Source organism: Rhodopseudomonas pentothenatexigens, from assembly GCF_900218015.1.
Classification (GTDB): Bacteria; Pseudomonadota; Alphaproteobacteria; order Rhizobiales; family Xanthobacteraceae; genus Rhodopseudomonas; species Rhodopseudomonas pentothenatexigens.
This window is the reverse complement of sequence record NZ_UFQQ01000007.1, coordinates 127057-142316: the sequence shown is the minus strand read 5'-3', so window position 1 is coordinate 142316 and position 15260 is coordinate 127057. Positions and strand designations below refer to the sequence as shown.

Below are 15260 nucleotides of genomic sequence, written 5' to 3'. Positions count from 1 at the left end.
GTTCGCGCCTGCCGGCGCGCCCCGGAATGACGACATTTGGAGCATAGCCGTTATCCTGAGGTGCGAGCGCAGCGAACCTCGAAGGATGACGGCGCTCAAATTGAGAGGTGCTTGAGTTGCACTACGGCATCGCCTTCGCTCCCCTCGTGCCCACCCTCGTGCTGTGGGTCGCGATCGCCGCGATCGTCCTGATCGCCGCGGTGCTGCTGGTCGGGCGGTCGCGCGGCGCCTGGGTGCGGATCGCGGCGCTGGCGTTGATCGTGCTGGCGCTCGCCAATCCGTCGTTCACCCGCGAGGAGCGCGAGCCGCTGTCGTCGGTGGCGGCTGTGGTGGTCGACAAGAGTCCGAGCCAGGATTTCGGCAACCGCGCCGCCGAGGCCGAGCAGACCAGGCAGGCGCTGGTCGACCGGCTGAAGCAGATCAAGGGCCTCGAGGTCCGCGTCGTCGAAGCCGGCCAGGCCGATGGCGAGACCGACGGCACCAAGCTGTTCGGCTCGGTAACCTCGGCGCTGTCCGACGTGCCGACCGACCGCGTCGCCGGCGCGTTCCTGATCACCGACGGCCGCGTCCACGACGTCCCGGCCAACGCCCAGGCGCTCGGTTTCCAGGCCCCGGTGCAGGCGCTGATCACCGGCCGCAAGGACGAACGCGATCGCCGCATCGCGATTGTCGCGGCGCCGCGGTTCGGCATCGTCGGCCAGACCCAGACCATCACCTACCGGCTCGACGACCAGGGCATCACCGGCGACCGCGCCCGCGTCGCGGTGCGGCGCGACGCCGAACTGCTGAACCAGCGCACCGTGCTGAGCGGCCAGACCGTCAGCGTCGATGTCGAAATCAAGCACGCCGGCCAGAACATCGTCGAGATCGAAGCCTCGCCGGTCGACAACGAGCTGACGCTGGTCAACAACCGCGCCGTGGTGTCGATCGACGGCGTCCGCGACAAGCTGCGAGTGCTGCTGGTGTCCGGCGAGCCGCATTCCGGCGAGCGCACCTGGCGCAACCTGCTGAAGTCCGACGCCAGCGTCGACCTCGTGCACTTCACCATCCTGCGCCCGCCGGAGAAACAGGACGGCACGCCGATCAACGAATTGTCGCTGATCGCCTTCCCAACCCGCGAGCTGTTCCAGCAGAAGATCAACGAGTTCCAGCTGATCATCTTCGACCGCTACGCCCGCCAGGGCGTGCTGCCGATGGCGTATTTCGACAACATCTCGCGCTACGTCCGGAACGGCGGTGCGGTGCTGGTGTCGGCCGGGCCGGACTACGCCTCCACCACCTCGATCTGGCGCACCCCGCTCGACACGCTGCTGCCGGCCGAGCCGGTCGGCGTCACCGAGAAGCCGTATCACGCCCGGCTGTCCGACGCCGGCAGGCGCCATCCGGTGACGCGCGGCCTCGAGGGCTCAGCGTCCGAGCCGCCGCGTTGGAGCCGCTTCTTCCGCACCGTCGACACCCGCAACACCACTGCGTCGCCGCTGATGACCGGCGCCGACAACATGCCGCTGCTGCTGCTGTCGCATTTCGGCGAGGGCCGCGTCGCGCTGCTGCTCTCCGACCACATCTGGCTGTGGGCGCGCGGCTACGAGGGCGGCGGCCCGCATCTCGACCTGCTCAGGCGGATGTCGCACTGGCTGATGAAGCAGCCCGACCTCGACGAGGAAGCACTGCGGCTCAAAGCCGAGGGCAAGAATCTCGAAGTGATCCGGCAGACCATGGGCGACAGCGTGCCGCCCGTCACCGTCACCTCGCCATCGGGAAAAAGCCGCCAGCTGACGCTCGCCGCCGGCGATCCTGGAATCTGGCGGGCGAGCCTGCCGGCCGACGAACTCGGCCTGTGGTCGGCGACCGACGGCACGCTGAAGGCGCTGATCAATGTCGGCCCGGTCAACCCGAAGGAATTCTCGCAGGTGACCTCGACCACCGAGGCGCTGAAGCCGCTGGCGCAGGCCACCGGCGGCGACGCCCGGCGGATCGCCGAGAACGGCAGTGTCGAGCTGCCCCGCATCGTGCCGGTGACCTCGGCGACGATCTTCCGCGGCGACGGTTGGCTCGGGGTGCGGATGCGCGACGCCAGCGTCGTCACCGGCGTCGGCGTGCTGCCGGTGTTTACCGGCCTGATCGGCCTCCTGCTGCTGCTCGGCGCCTTCGCCGCGACCTGGCTGCGCGAAGGCCGCTGATCACTCGCGGGACATCGACGCAGAGCCGCGCTTACCAGCGCAGTTCGCGGGTCAGCGCCAGCGGCGGATGGCCGAACAGCTCGGTCACCGCGGCGGTGTCGAGCCGGTCGATGCCTTCGAACGCATCGGCATGGATGCCGCGGGTGACGAACAGCAGGTCGATGCCGTAGCCCTGGGCGCCGGCCAGATCGGTCCGCACCGAGTCGCCGATCGCCAGCACCCGCTGCGCCGGGGTGTCGCTGCCGCGGATGTCGCGGGCCAGCGCCATCGCCCGGTCGTAGATCGGCCGGTGCGGCTTGCCGTAGAAGATCACCTCGCCGCCGAGTTCGCGATACAGTTCGGCGATCGCGCCGGCGCAGTAGATCAGCCGGTCGCCACGCTCGACCACGATGTCCGGATTGGCGCAGACCAGCGTCAGCTTGCGCGCCAGCGCCTGCCCCATCATGTCGCGATAGTCTTCGGCCGACTCGGTCTCGTCGTCGAACGGACCGGTGCAGATGATGTAGTCGGCGGCCTCCAGCGGCGTCAGCCTGGCGTCGAGGCCGCGATAGATCGAATTGTCGCGGTCCGGGCCGAGCCAGAACACCGACTGCCCCGGATGCTCGGCCACATAGATGCGGGTGAGATCGCCCGACGACACGATCGCGTCGTAGCAATCATCCGGCACGTCGAGCTTGCGGAGCTGGCGCTGCACCGAATCCGCTGGCCGCGGCGCATTGGTGATCAGCACCACGGTGCGGCCCTCGTCGCGCGCGGTCTTCAGCGCCGCGCAGGCGTCGGGAAACGATTCCAGGCCGTTATGCACCACGCCCCAGATGTCGCTGAGCACGACGTCGACCGAGCCGACGAGTTCGCGCAGATGCTCGACGAAACGCAACGTGGTCATCGGCCTGGTCGGTCAGAATGGGCCGGCGGCGCGGCGCGCCAGCGCGGCATTGCCGGTGACGCGTGCCGGCTCGATGCGGGCGAGCGAGCCCTGCGGAATCTTGCCTGGATCAAGATTGATGTCCTGAGGGGCCGGGGCGGCGGGAACCGGCGCGGCCGCGGTGGTGGCGGTCTCTGGCCGCAGCGGACGGGGCGCTGCGAACAAGAATCCCTGCCCAAACCGCACATCGTAGTCAAGCAGATCGACCACCGCGCGCTCGCCCTCGATCCGCTCGGCGATCAGATCGATGCCGAAGCGGCCGAGCAGGTCGGACAGGTCGACCGGATGGATGTCGGCCGACGCGGTGTCGTGCGCCGCCAGCAGCAGTGCCGCCGGCACCTTGATGAAGCGGACGCCGCGGTCCGCCAGCTCGCGCGGCTCGAACCGCAGATCGGTGACGTGGTCGATCGAGAACCGGTAGCCGCGCTGTGCCAGCGCGGCTAGATGCTCGGCCTCGATCGCGCCGAGCTTGCGGAAGGTGCTCTGCTTGAATTCGAGCAACAGCGACGGCGCCAGCGCGCGGTTGGCCTCGAGGAAATCCAGGCACTGCGCAAACGCGGCGCCGTCGGCGAGCGTCGACGCGGCGATATTGACGAACAGCCCGACTTCCTTGTTGCGGACCAGCAGGCGCCGCACCACCTGCACGGCGCGCAGCAGAATGGCGAGGTCGATCCGCCCCATCAGCCCGGCGGCGTCGGCGATCGGAAGATAGTCGTCGGCGGCGATCGGCTGGTCGGCCTGGTCGCGCAGTCGGGTCACCACCTCGTAGGCCCGCACCTTGCGCTGCGGCAGCGTCACCATCGGCTGCAGATAGAGATCGAAGCGCTCCGCCTCGACCGCACTCTTCACCGCCGGCAGCAGCCGCGCCGCATCCGGATGCGGGGTCGGGCCGGCGCTAGAGGCGGCGGGCGCAGCGGCCGGCGCCGTCAACGCGGCATTTGAGACCACTTCCGGCGGGGTTTCGCTCGCCGGAGCCGGGGCCACCACGACCGGCGCAGCGAGCGCCACCGTGGCAGGCGGCGGCGCGACCGGCTCGACCAGCTCCAGCGGCGCCGGAGCCGCCTCCGCGCGGATCACCGAGCGCGCGGCCGCGGTCAGAAGTTCTTCGTGGGCGGCGACCGATGCGGCGAGCTGCTGCACCAGAGTACCCAGTTCGCCGATTTCGTCCGAGACGTGTTTGACCCGGTCGTTCTGAACCGACTGCGACGAAACCAGCTTGGCCTCGACCACCGCCAGCCGGCGGCCGAATTCGCCGACCTGACGGGCCAGATCGGTCGTGCCGCGCGACAGATCGGCGACCTGCTCATTGGCCTCGGAGCGGTCGCGCTGCCGCATCGCCATCGCCTGGTACAGCGCGAAAAGAGTGAGCGAGGTCAGCCCGACCAGCGCCGACTGTGCGGCGCTGAATCCGGCAGCCGCATACACCACCATGCCGAGCGAGGCGGCGATCAGCACCATGCAGACGGCGATGAAAATGGTCGAGATGCGGATCATTTAAGCCGGGTCTTGCCTGCCGATCCGCCATCTTTGTCGATTCGGCGGACGAGTCCACTGGATTCGTCCGCCGTCCCAAGGGGATGTCAGGCGACGGCGCGGATCACCTTGCCGACCTTGTCGACGATCTCGCCGATCTCGGCCTCGCTGAGGATCAGCGGCGGGGTCAGCGCCAGGGTGTCGCCGGCGATCCGCAGCATCAGCTCGTGATCGTGGAAGCCGGCGTTCATCGCTTCGAAGCCGCGTTTGCCGGGGGCATCGGCGATCGGAGCCAGATCGATGCCCGCGGTCAGGCCGACAGTGCGGATGTCGACCACGTTCGGTGCGTCCTTCAGCGACATCACCGCCTCGGCGAATTTCGGCTCCAGCGCGTGAGCGCGCTCGAACAGCTTCTCGTCGCGATAGATGTCGAGGGTTGCGATGCCGGCCGCGCAGGCCAGCGGATGCGCCGAATAGGTGTAGCCGTGGGCCAACTCGACCGCGTGCTCGGGGCCGGTCATGAACGCATCGTGGATCTCGGCCGAGGTGATGACGCCGCCCATCGGCACCGCGCCGTTGGTGACGCCCTTGGCGAAGGTAATCATGTCCGGGGTGACGCCGTAGCGCTCGGCCGCGAAGGCGTAGCCGAGCCGGCCGTAGCCGGTGATCACCTCGTCGAAGATCAGCAGGATGCCGTGCTTCTTGGTGATCTCGCGCAGCCGCTTGAGGTAGCCCTTCGGCGCCGGCAGCACGCCGGTGGAGCCGGCCATCGGCTCGACGATCACCGCCGCGATGGTGTTGGCGCCGTGCAGGTTGACGAGGCCCTCGAGCGCGTCGGCGAAGTGCGCGCCGTACTCCGGCTCGCCCTTGGTGAAGGCCTGCTTGTCGCGATCATAGGTCGCAGGCAGATGGTCGACGCCGTTGAGCAGCGGGCCGAACATCTTGCGGTTGTTGCCGATGCCGCCGACCGCGGTGCCGCCGAAGCCGACGCCGTGATAGCCGCGCTCGCGGCCGATCAGCCGGGTGCGCGAGCCCTGGCCCTTGAGCTGCTGATGCGCCACCGCGATCTTCAGCGCGGTGTCGGCGGCTTCCGAGCCGGAATTGCAGAAGAACACGTGATCGAGCCCTTCCGGCGCCAGATCGGCGATCCGGCTGGCGAGCTCGAACGCCTTCGGCTGGCCGAACTGGAACGGCGGCGAGAAGTCGAGCGCATCGGCCTGCGCCTTGATCGCCTCGGCGATCTGCTTGCGGCCGTGGCCGGCGTTGGTGCACCACATGCCGGAGGCGGCGTCGATGATCTTGCGGCCGTCGGTGGTGATGTAGTGCATGCCCTCGGCGCCCACGACCATTTTCGGCGCGCGCTTGAAGGCCCGGTTCGCGGTGAACGGCATCCAGAACGCGTTGAGATCGTTCGGCGCGTTGACGGCGGACGTGGGCTTGATCTTGTCTAACATGGGGCTCCTCATGCACTGCGCGGCCGGGGGTGAAAGGCGCGGCACGGTATCAGCTTCACGCTCTGACGGAAACGCCGCCAGCCAGCAAATTTCCGTGGGGCTTCCATCTGTTAATGGACGCCACCGGCGAGGGATTTGCGCTGGATCATGCAACCCCGCCTTGCTGCGGCGGACAGCGGCTGATACCACCCCGGCCCTGACTTGGAAGGCGACGATGGCTGAGAAACCGAAAAAACCCTCGAAACTGCGCGCCCGGCTGCCGCGCGGCCTCGTCGATCGCGGCCCGGCCGAGATCGCGGCGACGCGCGCAATGGTGGAGAAGATCCGCGAGGTGTACGAACGCTACGGCTTCGAGCCGGTCGAGACCCCGGCGTTCGAATACACCGACGCGCTCGGCAAGTTCCTGCCCGACCAGGACCGCCCCAACGAGGGCGTGTTCTCGCTGCAGGACGACGATGAGCAGTGGATCAGCCTGCGCTACGATCTCACCGCCCCGCTCGCCCGCTACGTCGCCGAGAATTTTGACGCACTGCCGAAGCCGTATCGCAGCTACCGGTTCGGCTGGGTGTTCCGCAACGAGAAGCCCGGCCCCGGCCGCTTCCGCCAGTTCATGCAGTTCGACGCCGACACCGTTGGCGCCCCCACCTCCGCCGCCGACGCCGAAATGTGCATGATGGCGGCGGACACCATGCAAGCGCTGGGCATTCCCCGCGGCAGCTACGTGGTGAAGGTGAATAACCGCAAGGTGCTGGACGGCATCCGCGAAGCGCAGGGCATCGATAGCGACGCGCAGTGGCTCACCGTGATGCGCGCCATCGACAAGGCCGATAAGTTTCCGATCAAGGACATCATTCAGTTACTTGGTGCCGGTCGTTGGGACGGCGGCGAGGAAGGCAAAGGCGACTTCACCAAAGGCGCCGGCCTCAATCAAACCCAGACCGACGCGATCATCAGCTTCATCGGCGACAAGGATGCGGGCGCCAGCATGCAGGGCGCTGACAATCAGTCGACGGTCGCGAACATGCGGGCGCGCGTCGAAGGTTCGAAGACCGGCAGCGACGGCGTCGCCGAACTAGCCACCATCGCTGAGCTGGCCGACGCCGGCGGCTATGGCGACTGCGTGAAGATCGATCCCTCCGTCGTCCGCGGCCTCGAATACTACACCGGCCCGGTCTACGAGGTCGAACTGCTGCTTGATACCAAGGACGAGAAGGGTCGACCGGTGCGGTTCGGCTCGGTCGGCGGCGGCGGGCGTTATGATGGCCTGGTGTCGCGCTTCCGCGGCGAGCCGGTGCCGGCGACCGGGTTCTCGATCGGCGTGTCGCGGCTGCAGGCGGCGCTGACGCTGATCGGTCAGCTGGGTAACAAGCCGCAGCCCGGCCCCGTGGTCGTCACCGTGTTCGGCGGCGACATCGCCGGTTATCAGAAGATGGTCGCGAGCCTGCGCCAAGCCGGCATCCGCGCCGAGCTGTATCTCGGCAATCCCAAGCACTCGCTCGGCCAGCAGATGAAATACGCCGACAAGCGCAACTCGCCGTGCGCCATCATCCAGGGCTCGGACGAGAAGCAGCAGGGCATCGTGCAGATCAAAGACCTGATCCTCGGCGCCGAACTCGCCTCGCTGGAAAAGGACCGCGACGAATATCTGAAGAAACAGGCCGAGGCGCAGTTCTCCTGCAAGGAAGACGAACTGGTCGCCAAGGTCCGCGAAGTGCTGACACGGCACGGAGTGAACTGGAGCTAGTCGTCATTCCGGGGCGCGCCGTCAGGCGCGAACCCGGAATCCCGCGGTTCAAAGCACCATGAGATTCCGCGTTCGCTCACTGCGTGAGCACCCCGGAATGACAACAAGAAAGACCAAGCAAAAAAGGGAGAAACCACCGATGCCCGAGATCACCGTCAACATGGCCGCGGGCCGCACCGATGAGCAGAAGGCCGGGATGATGCGCGACATCACCACGGCGCTGGTGACTCACCTCGGCGTCGCCGCCGAGGACGTGGTGATCCAGATCAACGAAGCGCCGCTGACCAACAAGATGAAGGGCGGCAAGACCTTCGTCGAGCGCAAGGCCGCGCGAGGGAAGTAGGTCATCCTGTTCCATCCGTCGTCATTCCGGGGCGCTCACGAAGTGAGCGAACCCGGAATCTCGCGCTGTTGAATGGTTGGCTGATCACTTCGGGATTTCCAGGTTCGCCGCTCGCGCGGCGCCCCGGAATGACGAGGGTGCTTCAGGGCAATTAGCAAGGAAGACTGCGAATGGACGCGCGCGACTTCATCACCGTCGGCATGAGCGCCGAGCGGCTGACCACGGTGACGCAGGACATCACCGTGCAGCACTTCGTGCCGTACATGCCGGCGGTGTTCGCCACCCCGTTGATGATTCTGGAGATGGAAATGGCTTCCGGCGAGGCGGTCTATCCGGTCTTGCCGGCCGGCTGGATTTCGGTCGGCAGCGAGGTCGACATCCGGCATCTGGCGCCGGCGTTCGTCGGCCAGACGGTGCGGACCACGGCGACGGTGAGTGCGGTCGAGCGGCGGCTGGTCCGGTTCGAAGTCGCCTCGTTCGTCGGCCCCCGCAAGATCGGCGACGGCCGCCACGCCCGCGGCCTGGTCGAGGTCGCGCTGTTCACCCGGCGTTTCGCCGAGGGCTGAGCGCTTCCCGCCCAAAAAAACAAACGCGCCCCTCGATGAGGAGCGCGTCGCCAGCTCTGCGGAGAAAAGGACGGCCGGCGGTTACGCCGCGACGTGATCCGGGAACACCGCCTCGATCTTGGTCTTCAGCGTCGCCGCGTTGAACGGCTTGACGATGTAGTTGTTGACGCCCGCCTTCTTCGCCGCGATCACGTTCTCGGTCTTGGATTCCGCCGTGATCATGATGAACGGGGTCTGCGACAGATTGGGGTCGGCGCGGACTTCCTTGAGCAAATCGTAGCCGGTCATCGGCTCCATGTTCCAGTCGGAGATCACCAGGCCGTACTTCTTGGTGCGCATCTTGGCGAGCGCCGCCGAGCCGTCGCTGGCATCGTCGATATTCTCGAAACCGAGCTGCTTGAGAAGATTACGAATGATCCGGATCATGGTGCTGTAGTCGTCCACCACCAGAACCGACATCGACAAATCAACCGCCATCTTCAACTCCCCAGGGCGCCGCACGGTGGCTCGGAGCCATCCTTTCGGCCGGCTAACGCAGGTTCTCCTGAAAGACCGCGCGTGCAACTGCAGGTCTTTCGACGAACCAGAACTAGCACCGGGGGTTAAACAGCGCGTTAATCGGCGCCGGACCTCGGCAGCAGCTGAATTCCGTTGATCTTCAAGGTATTTAGAAAGTAGTCCGGCCTGGAGCGCACCGCGATCCCGGTATTCCTACTGGGACGCGGCCGCGGGAACGCCGCCGCGGCCTCGAGCGCCGCAGCGCACCCCGGGCGTGGCCGCACAGCGCGGGTGCGACCGGCGCTTCGGCCGGCGGGAAACGCCGGTCCGCCCAAAGAAACCGCATGGAATTGCGGCGGAAGCGCCGGTTCTGATTCAATCGGAGACGGAAATGCACTAGGGGTCGGGGCATGAATTATCGCCACGCCTTCCACGCCGGCAATTTCGCCGACGTCCTCAAGCATCTCGTGCTGGTCCGGATCCTGACCTATCTGCACGACAAGCCGGCCGCCTTCCGGGTGATCGACACCCATGCGGGCGCCGGGCTTTACGATCTGACCAGCGACGAGGCCCGCCGCGGCGGCGAGTGGGCGACCGGAATCGCCCGGGTGATGCAGGCGCGATTTTCGGACGCGGCCTACGCGCTGATCTCGCCCTACCTCGACATCGTCCGGGCGTTCAATCCGCAGCGCGAGCTGACCGCCTATCCGGGCTCGCCGCTGGTCGCCCGCGCCCTGCTCCGCCCGCAGGACAGCCTGGTCGCCTGCGAGCTGGCGCCGGTTCCACGCAAACAGCTGATCAGCGCGCTGCGCCACGATCCGCAGGGCCGGGTGGTCGATCTCGACGGCTGGACCGCGCTCACCGCCTTCGTGCCGCCGAAGGAACGGCGCGGGCTGGTGCTGATCGACCCGCCGTTCGAGCGCAAGGACGAATTCGCCCAGATGGCGGTCAAGTTCGCCGCCGCCTACGCCAAATGGCCGACCGGCGTGTATCTGATGTGGTACCCGGTGAAGAATCGCCGCGCCACCGAGACCCTGGCTGCCGCGGTGGCCGAGGCCGCCGCGGCCGGCGGCGACGACAAGTGCCTGCGGCTGGAGTTCAGCGTCGCCCCGCAGCAGCCCGATGGGCCGCTGACGTCCACCGGACTGCTGATTGTCAATCCACCCTGGACGCTCGCCGATGAGCTGAGAACCGTGCTGCCCGAACTGGAGCGACCGCTCGGCCTCGGCGGCGTCGGACGTTACCGCCTCGAATTCCCGAAGGTCTGATTACTCATCGGCTGCCCCGATCAGCGTGCGAAAAGTCGCATCTGGATGGTAGGCAATTCGCGCAAATCCGTATTATGCTAGTTCCATTGGACTGGCTTTACGTTCCGCTTCCGCGAATGGGGGCGGCGGAGTGACAAGGCCTCAAAGCGTATTTGTTTGGACCCGCAGTCAGTAGCAGGTCCCGCTCTCGGCCAAGCTATCCGGCAGCGAATTGCCAGGTCGCACCGTGGCGCTGGCGCGCGACGGAAAGCATGCTGGGAGGAGTTTCCGGAATGGCAATGACGGGAACGGTGAAGTTCTTCAACGGAGAACGCGGCTACGGCTTCATCAAGCCCGATGACGGTGGCCGCGACGTGTTCGTGCACATCACCGCAGTCGAGCGTGCCGGCTTGAAGGACTTGACCGAAGGGCAGCGTATTTCGTTCGAAGTGGAACCGGACAAGAAGGGCAAGGGCCCCAAGGCGGTGAACCTGGTCGTTTCGTAACTACGCCGGATCGTAACGACGCCGGACGGCGCCGATGGCTGCCGCGCGGCGTGGCGGTCGCGGCGCGGGCCGGGCGGGGTCGCAGGACGACGACGCGCGAGAGGATTGGACAAACGGAAAGGTCGGGCAGCAGTGCCCGAGACGGAATGGTTCGCGCCCAAAGAAAGAGCCGAACTGAACCTGATGATCGGGGCAGCACCCGAGGCATCCAGATAAAAATCCCGGCCGCGAACGGCCGGGAGTTGTGATCGACGAGTTTCTTGATCGCGAAGGCTTGTCGCGGCTTAGAAGTGATAGTTGATGCCGGCACGCACCATCCCGGCATTGTAGCCGTTCGGCATGTTGGTGATGAAGAAGTTGCTGGTCGACAGGCTCATATACAGGTACTCGACCTTGGCGCTCAGCTTCGGCGCGAACGCGAATTCGGCGCCGGCGCCGACCGTCCAGCCGGCCGAGGAATGGCTTTCCGAGACGGCCAGATTCTGCCCCTTGAGCTGGCCGAACGCCAGACCGCCGGTCGCATAGAGCAGCACGTCGTTCATAGCGTAGCCGACGCGGCCGCGCGCGGTGCCGAACCAGGGGTTCGAGAACTTGTACGGCGCGAAGGTATCTTCGGCGGTCGAGAACTGAATGTCGCCTTCGAGACCGAACACAATGTTGCCGGACTGCCAGTTGTAGCCGCCCTGCACGCCGCCGGAGAAGCCCGACGGCTTGGTGATGTTGTTGGTGACGTTGCCCCAGGCGTAACCGAGGTTGCCGCCGAGATAGGGGCCCGCCCAGCTGAACGCATTCAGCGGCTGATTGACGGTATAGGGAGCGTTCGACCGGTAGTATCCCATGTCGGCCGCCTGAGCCGTCGAAACGCCCGCGGCGATCACGGCCGCCGCTGCCAGTGTAACTTTACGCATCTTACTCTCCTCGACGACACGGCCGCGCCAGCGGCGGCGCGATCAGCGTCCAGTGATCGGCCGGCCTCGGCCGATCGGAAAAGCGTCCCGGATGGTTACGGATGTCCATTCTTTTCCGGTAAGATTTATCGAGAGTTTTAAGTTAAGCGGTTCTTAACCTGCGGACCGATCCGGCGCGCATTGTTAACAAAATCTTACTTTCCTGGGATCGCGGCAACACCACGGCAACGCAAGAGAATTTCACCTCGGCGGAGTTCCTCCGCGCGGCGCGCGCTGGCACCTTCCGGGGCGAACGCATAGGTTGGGGCGGCCATGATTCACGATCCCGCCGAGCCCCCCGCGGCGGCTGCCGAGCCGCCCGCTAACGCCCGTCCCGCCGCTGCGGCGCAGGACATCGACGCCGCCACCGCGGCACTCACGCTCGACGAGGACGACGAGCCGCGCCTGCCCGAGGTCGAGGACGAGCCCGACTCCTCCGCCGCACAGCCCGGCGCCGGGCCGATGGCGGTCGGCCGCTCGGCGATCGCCCGCGCGGTGCGGCTGGCGCCGACCTCGCCCGGCGTCTACCGGATGCTGAATGCCGAGCGCGACGTGCTGTATGTCGGCAAGGCCAAGAACGTGAAGAAGCGGCTGGCGTCCTACGCCCGCCCGACCGGCCAGGTGCTGCGGATCGCCCGGATGATCGCCCTCACCGTCGAGGTCGAGGTGATCTCCACCACCACCGAGACCGAAGCGCTGCTGCTCGAAGCCAACCTGATCAAGCAGCTCCGGCCGCGCTTCAACGTCCAGCTGCGCGACGACAAGTCGTTCCCCTACATCCTGATCACCGGCGACCATTGGGCGCCGCAGATCCTCAAGCATCGCGGCGCGCAGAGCCGTCCGGGGCGGTATTTTGGTCCGTTCGCCTCGGCCGGGGCAGTGAACCGCACCATCACGGCGCTGCAGCGCGCGTTCCTGGTGCGGTCCTGCACCGACTCGTTCTTCGAAAGCCGCACCCGGCCGTGCCTGCTCTACCAGATCCGCCGCTGCGCCGGCCCGTGCACCGGCGAGGTCGACTTTCCCGGCTACAGCGAGCTGGTCCGCGAGGCGACCGACTTCCTGTCCGGCCGCAGCCGGGCGGTGAAGCAATTGCTGGCGGCCGAGATGGAAAAGGCGTCGGGCGAGCTCGAATTCGAGACCGCGGCGCTGTACCGCGACCGGCTGGCGGCGCTGTCGGCGATCCAATCGCAGCAGGGCATCAATCCGCGCACCGTCGAGGAAGCCGACGTGTTCGCGATCCACCAGGACGGCGGCTATTCCTGCGTCGAGGTGTTCTTCTTCCGCACCGGCCAGAACTGGGGCAACCGCGCCTATTTCCCGCGCGCGGAGAAGACCTTCACGCCCGAGGAGGTGCTCGGCGCGTTCGTGGCGCAGTTCTTCGACGACAAGCCGCCGCCGAAGCTGATCCTGCTGTCGCACGAGATCGAGGAGGCCGAGCTGCTGGCCGACGCGCTGTGCGTCAAGGCCGGCCACAAGGTCGAGATCACCGTGCCGAAGCGCGGCGAGAAGAAGGAACTGGTCGCCCACGCCCAGACCAACGCCCGCGAAGCGCTCGGCCGCAAGCTCGCCGACACCGCCACCCAGGCCCGGCTGCTGGAGAACCTCGCCGCCACGCTGGGCCTGCCGAAGGTGCCGCAGCGGATCGAGGTGTACGACAACAGCCACATCCAGGGCACCAACGCGGTCGGCGCGATGATCGTCGCCGGCCCGGACGGCTTCATCAAGAACCAGTACCGCAAGTTCAACATCCGCTCCGAAGGGCTCACCCCGGGCGACGACTACGCAATGATGCGCGAAGTGCTGCAGCGGCGGTTCAAGCGGCTGGTGACGCCGCCGGCGGAGGGCGATGCGCCCGCCAAGCCGAAGGACGACGACGTACCGCAATGGCCGGACCTCGTGATCATCGACGGCGGCCGCGGCCAGCTCAACGCCGCGCGCGAGGCGCTGGCCGGCATCGGCCTGACCGACCAGGTCACCCTGCTCGGCGTCGCCAAGGGCCCGGACCGCGACGCCGGGCGCGAGACCCTGTTCCTGCCGGACCGCGACGCCATCAAGCTCGAACCGCGCGACCCGGTGCTGTATTTCATCCAGCGGCTGCGCGACGAGGCGCATCGCTTCGTGATCGGCTCCCACCGCACGCTGCGCAAGAAGGACATCCGCGAGGCCGGCCTGCAGGAGATCCCCGGCATCGGCCCGACCCGCAAGCGCGCGCTGCTGCTGCATTTCGGCACGCTGAAGGAGATCGAGCGGGCGTCGATCGCCGACCTCGGCAAGGTTCCAGGAATCAGCGCCGAAAGCGCGCGGCGAATCTTTGAGTTCTTCCATGCACGGCCCGGATGATGCGCAGCGCCCCCGACCAAAGTCGGCGGTGCCAGGAGCCGCCGCGCCCCATGCGGATTTCACCTTTTCCTGATACGGAACGGAGACGCCGGCACCGGAGGTTGACCTTCCGCTGCGGGCAGTATTGGTAAGCTGCGATGAACAACGTCTCGACCAGAGCGCCGGTGCGGGGAACGAGGACGTCGCTGACGCTTCCGAACATCCTCACCTACGCGCGCATCGCTGCAATTCCGGTGGTGGTCGGCTGCATCTTTGCGCAGTCGATCCTCGGCGGCCCGCTGGCGCTTCGCTGGGTGGCGCTGGCGGTGTTCATTGCGGCGGCGATCACCGACTTTCTCGACGGCCATTTCGCGCGGATCTGGGACCAGCATTCGGCATTCGGCCGGATGCTCGATCCGATTGCCGACAAGCTGCTGGTAGCATCCTGCCTGCTGATGCTCGCGGCCGACAGCATCATCCATGGCTGGACGCTGTGGGCCGCGATCGTGATCCTGTGCCGGGAGATCCTGGTGTCGGGGCTGCGCGAATATCTCGCCGCGCTGCGCGTCAGCGTGCCGGTGACGCGGCTGGCGAAATGGAAGACCACCGCGCAACTCGTCGCGATCGGCTTCCTGCTCGCCGGCGAGGCCGGCAACCAGATCCTGCCCTTCACCACCGAGATCGGCGTCTCGCTGCTGTGGCTGTCGGCGCTGCTGACGATGTACACCGGCTATGATTACTTCCGCGCCGGCATCCACCATCTGATCGAAGAGGATCAGGCATGAAGGTGAAGTATTTCGCCTGGGTGCGCGAGCGGATCGGGCTCGACGAGGAAACCGTCGAGCCGCCGCCCGGCATCGCCACCGTGGCCGACCTGATCGGCTGGCTGGCGGCGCGCGGCGACGGCTATGCGCTGGCGTTCGAGAAGCCCGGGGTGATCCGCGCCGCGATCGACCGCGCCCATGTTCGCGCCGAGACGCCGATCCAAGGCGCCCGTGAGGTCGCGTTCTTCCCGCCGATGACCGGCGGCTGAGCCGGCGCAACGCACGGGATGATCC

Annotated in this window: 14 protein-coding genes; 9 read left to right on the top strand and 5 right to left on the bottom strand. The window is 67.0% G+C overall.

Annotated elements, in window-relative coordinates; all coding sequences use genetic code 11:
* Positions 1-116: 116 nt before the first annotated feature.
* Entirely contained in the window at positions 117-2180 is a 2064-nt protein-coding gene (locus DWA33_RS08270; protein WP_114357609.1) for a hypothetical protein, read from the top strand.
* A gap of 31 nt (positions 2181-2211) precedes the next feature.
* Here DWA33_RS08270 and DWA33_RS08265 read toward each other — a convergent pair whose 3' ends face one another.
* The 3 genes from DWA33_RS08265 to aptA all read right to left on the bottom strand — a co-directional run bounded on the left by DWA33_RS08265 (position 2212) and on the right by aptA (position 6032).
* Complete coding sequence (locus DWA33_RS08265) at positions 2212-3066, bottom strand: TIGR01459 family HAD-type hydrolase (RefSeq protein ID WP_114357608.1); 855 nt, start codon at positions 3064-3066, stop codon at positions 2212-2214.
* A gap of 12 nt (positions 3067-3078) precedes the next feature.
* The gene (locus tag DWA33_RS08260; RefSeq protein ID WP_114357607.1) at positions 3079-4599 is read right to left on the bottom strand and encodes an EAL domain-containing protein; all 1521 of its coding nucleotides are present in this window, start codon (positions 4597-4599) and stop codon (positions 3079-3081) included.
* A gap of 86 nt (positions 4600-4685) precedes the next feature.
* On the bottom strand, positions 4686-6032 hold the full coding sequence (gene aptA, locus DWA33_RS08255; protein ID WP_114357606.1) for an omega-aminotransferase AptA: 1347 nt from the start codon (positions 6030-6032) through the stop codon (positions 4686-4688).
* Positions 6033-6246: 214 nt separating this feature from the next.
* Between aptA and hisS the strand changes: the two genes are divergently transcribed.
* From hisS to DWA33_RS08240, 3 genes are all read left to right on the top strand, one after another.
* The gene (gene hisS / locus DWA33_RS08250; RefSeq protein ID WP_114357709.1) at positions 6247-7776 is read left to right on the top strand and encodes a histidine--tRNA ligase; all 1530 of its coding nucleotides are present in this window, start codon (positions 6247-6249) and stop codon (positions 7774-7776) included.
* Positions 7777-7915: 139 nt separating this feature from the next.
* Positions 7916-8119 carry a tautomerase family protein gene (locus DWA33_RS08245; RefSeq protein WP_114357605.1) on the top strand — a complete coding sequence of 68 codons (204 nt, stop codon included), beginning with the start codon at positions 7916-7918 and terminating at the stop codon, positions 8117-8119.
* 170 nt (positions 8120-8289) lie between these two features.
* On the top strand, positions 8290-8685 hold the full coding sequence (locus DWA33_RS08240) for a thioesterase family protein (RefSeq protein WP_114357604.1): 396 nt from the start codon (positions 8290-8292) through the stop codon (positions 8683-8685).
* A gap of 81 nt (positions 8686-8766) precedes the next feature.
* On the opposite strand, the gene DWA33_RS08235 is transcribed toward DWA33_RS08240, so the two are convergent.
* Positions 8767-9162 (bottom strand): response regulator, encoded by a 396-nt coding sequence (locus DWA33_RS08235; protein WP_011156739.1) that lies wholly within the window; start codon positions 9160-9162, stop codon positions 8767-8769.
* 431 nt (positions 9163-9593) lie between these two features.
* Here DWA33_RS08235 and DWA33_RS08230 point away from each other — a divergent pair, with 431 nt between their 5' ends.
* Together DWA33_RS08230 and DWA33_RS08225 are read left to right on the top strand one after the other, a co-directional pair.
* On the top strand, positions 9594-10451 hold the full coding sequence (locus tag DWA33_RS08230; protein ID WP_114357603.1) for a 23S rRNA (adenine(2030)-N(6))-methyltransferase RlmJ: 858 nt from the start codon (positions 9594-9596) through the stop codon (positions 10449-10451).
* Positions 10452-10723: 272 nt separating this feature from the next.
* Positions 10724-10936 (top strand): cold-shock protein, encoded by a 213-nt coding sequence (locus DWA33_RS08225; protein ID WP_013501119.1) that lies wholly within the window; start codon positions 10724-10726, stop codon positions 10934-10936.
* A 284-nt stretch (positions 10937-11220) separates the two neighbouring features.
* Here the strand turns inward: DWA33_RS08225 and DWA33_RS08220 are convergent, their stop codons facing one another.
* Entirely contained in the window at positions 11221-11844 is a 624-nt protein-coding gene (locus tag DWA33_RS08220; RefSeq protein ID WP_114357602.1) for an outer membrane protein, read from the bottom strand.
* A gap of 312 nt (positions 11845-12156) precedes the next feature.
* Between DWA33_RS08220 and uvrC the strand changes: the two genes are divergently transcribed.
* From uvrC to moaD, 3 genes are all read left to right on the top strand, one after another.
* Positions 12157-14223 (top strand): excinuclease ABC subunit UvrC, encoded by a 2067-nt coding sequence (gene uvrC / locus DWA33_RS08215; RefSeq protein WP_114357601.1) that lies wholly within the window; start codon positions 12157-12159, stop codon positions 14221-14223.
* Between the two features lie 137 nt (positions 14224-14360).
* Positions 14361-14987: a CDP-diacylglycerol--glycerol-3-phosphate 3-phosphatidyltransferase gene (gene pgsA / locus DWA33_RS08210; RefSeq protein ID WP_110788075.1), complete on the top strand. Its 627-nt coding sequence runs from the start codon at positions 14361-14363 to the stop codon at positions 14985-14987.
* Positions 14984-15235 (top strand): molybdopterin converting factor subunit 1, encoded by a 252-nt coding sequence (moaD, locus tag DWA33_RS08205; protein WP_114357600.1) that lies wholly within the window; start codon positions 14984-14986, stop codon positions 15233-15235. Before pgsA ends, moaD begins: the two co-directional genes overlap by 4 nt.
* Positions 15236-15260: the final 25 nt, after the last annotated feature.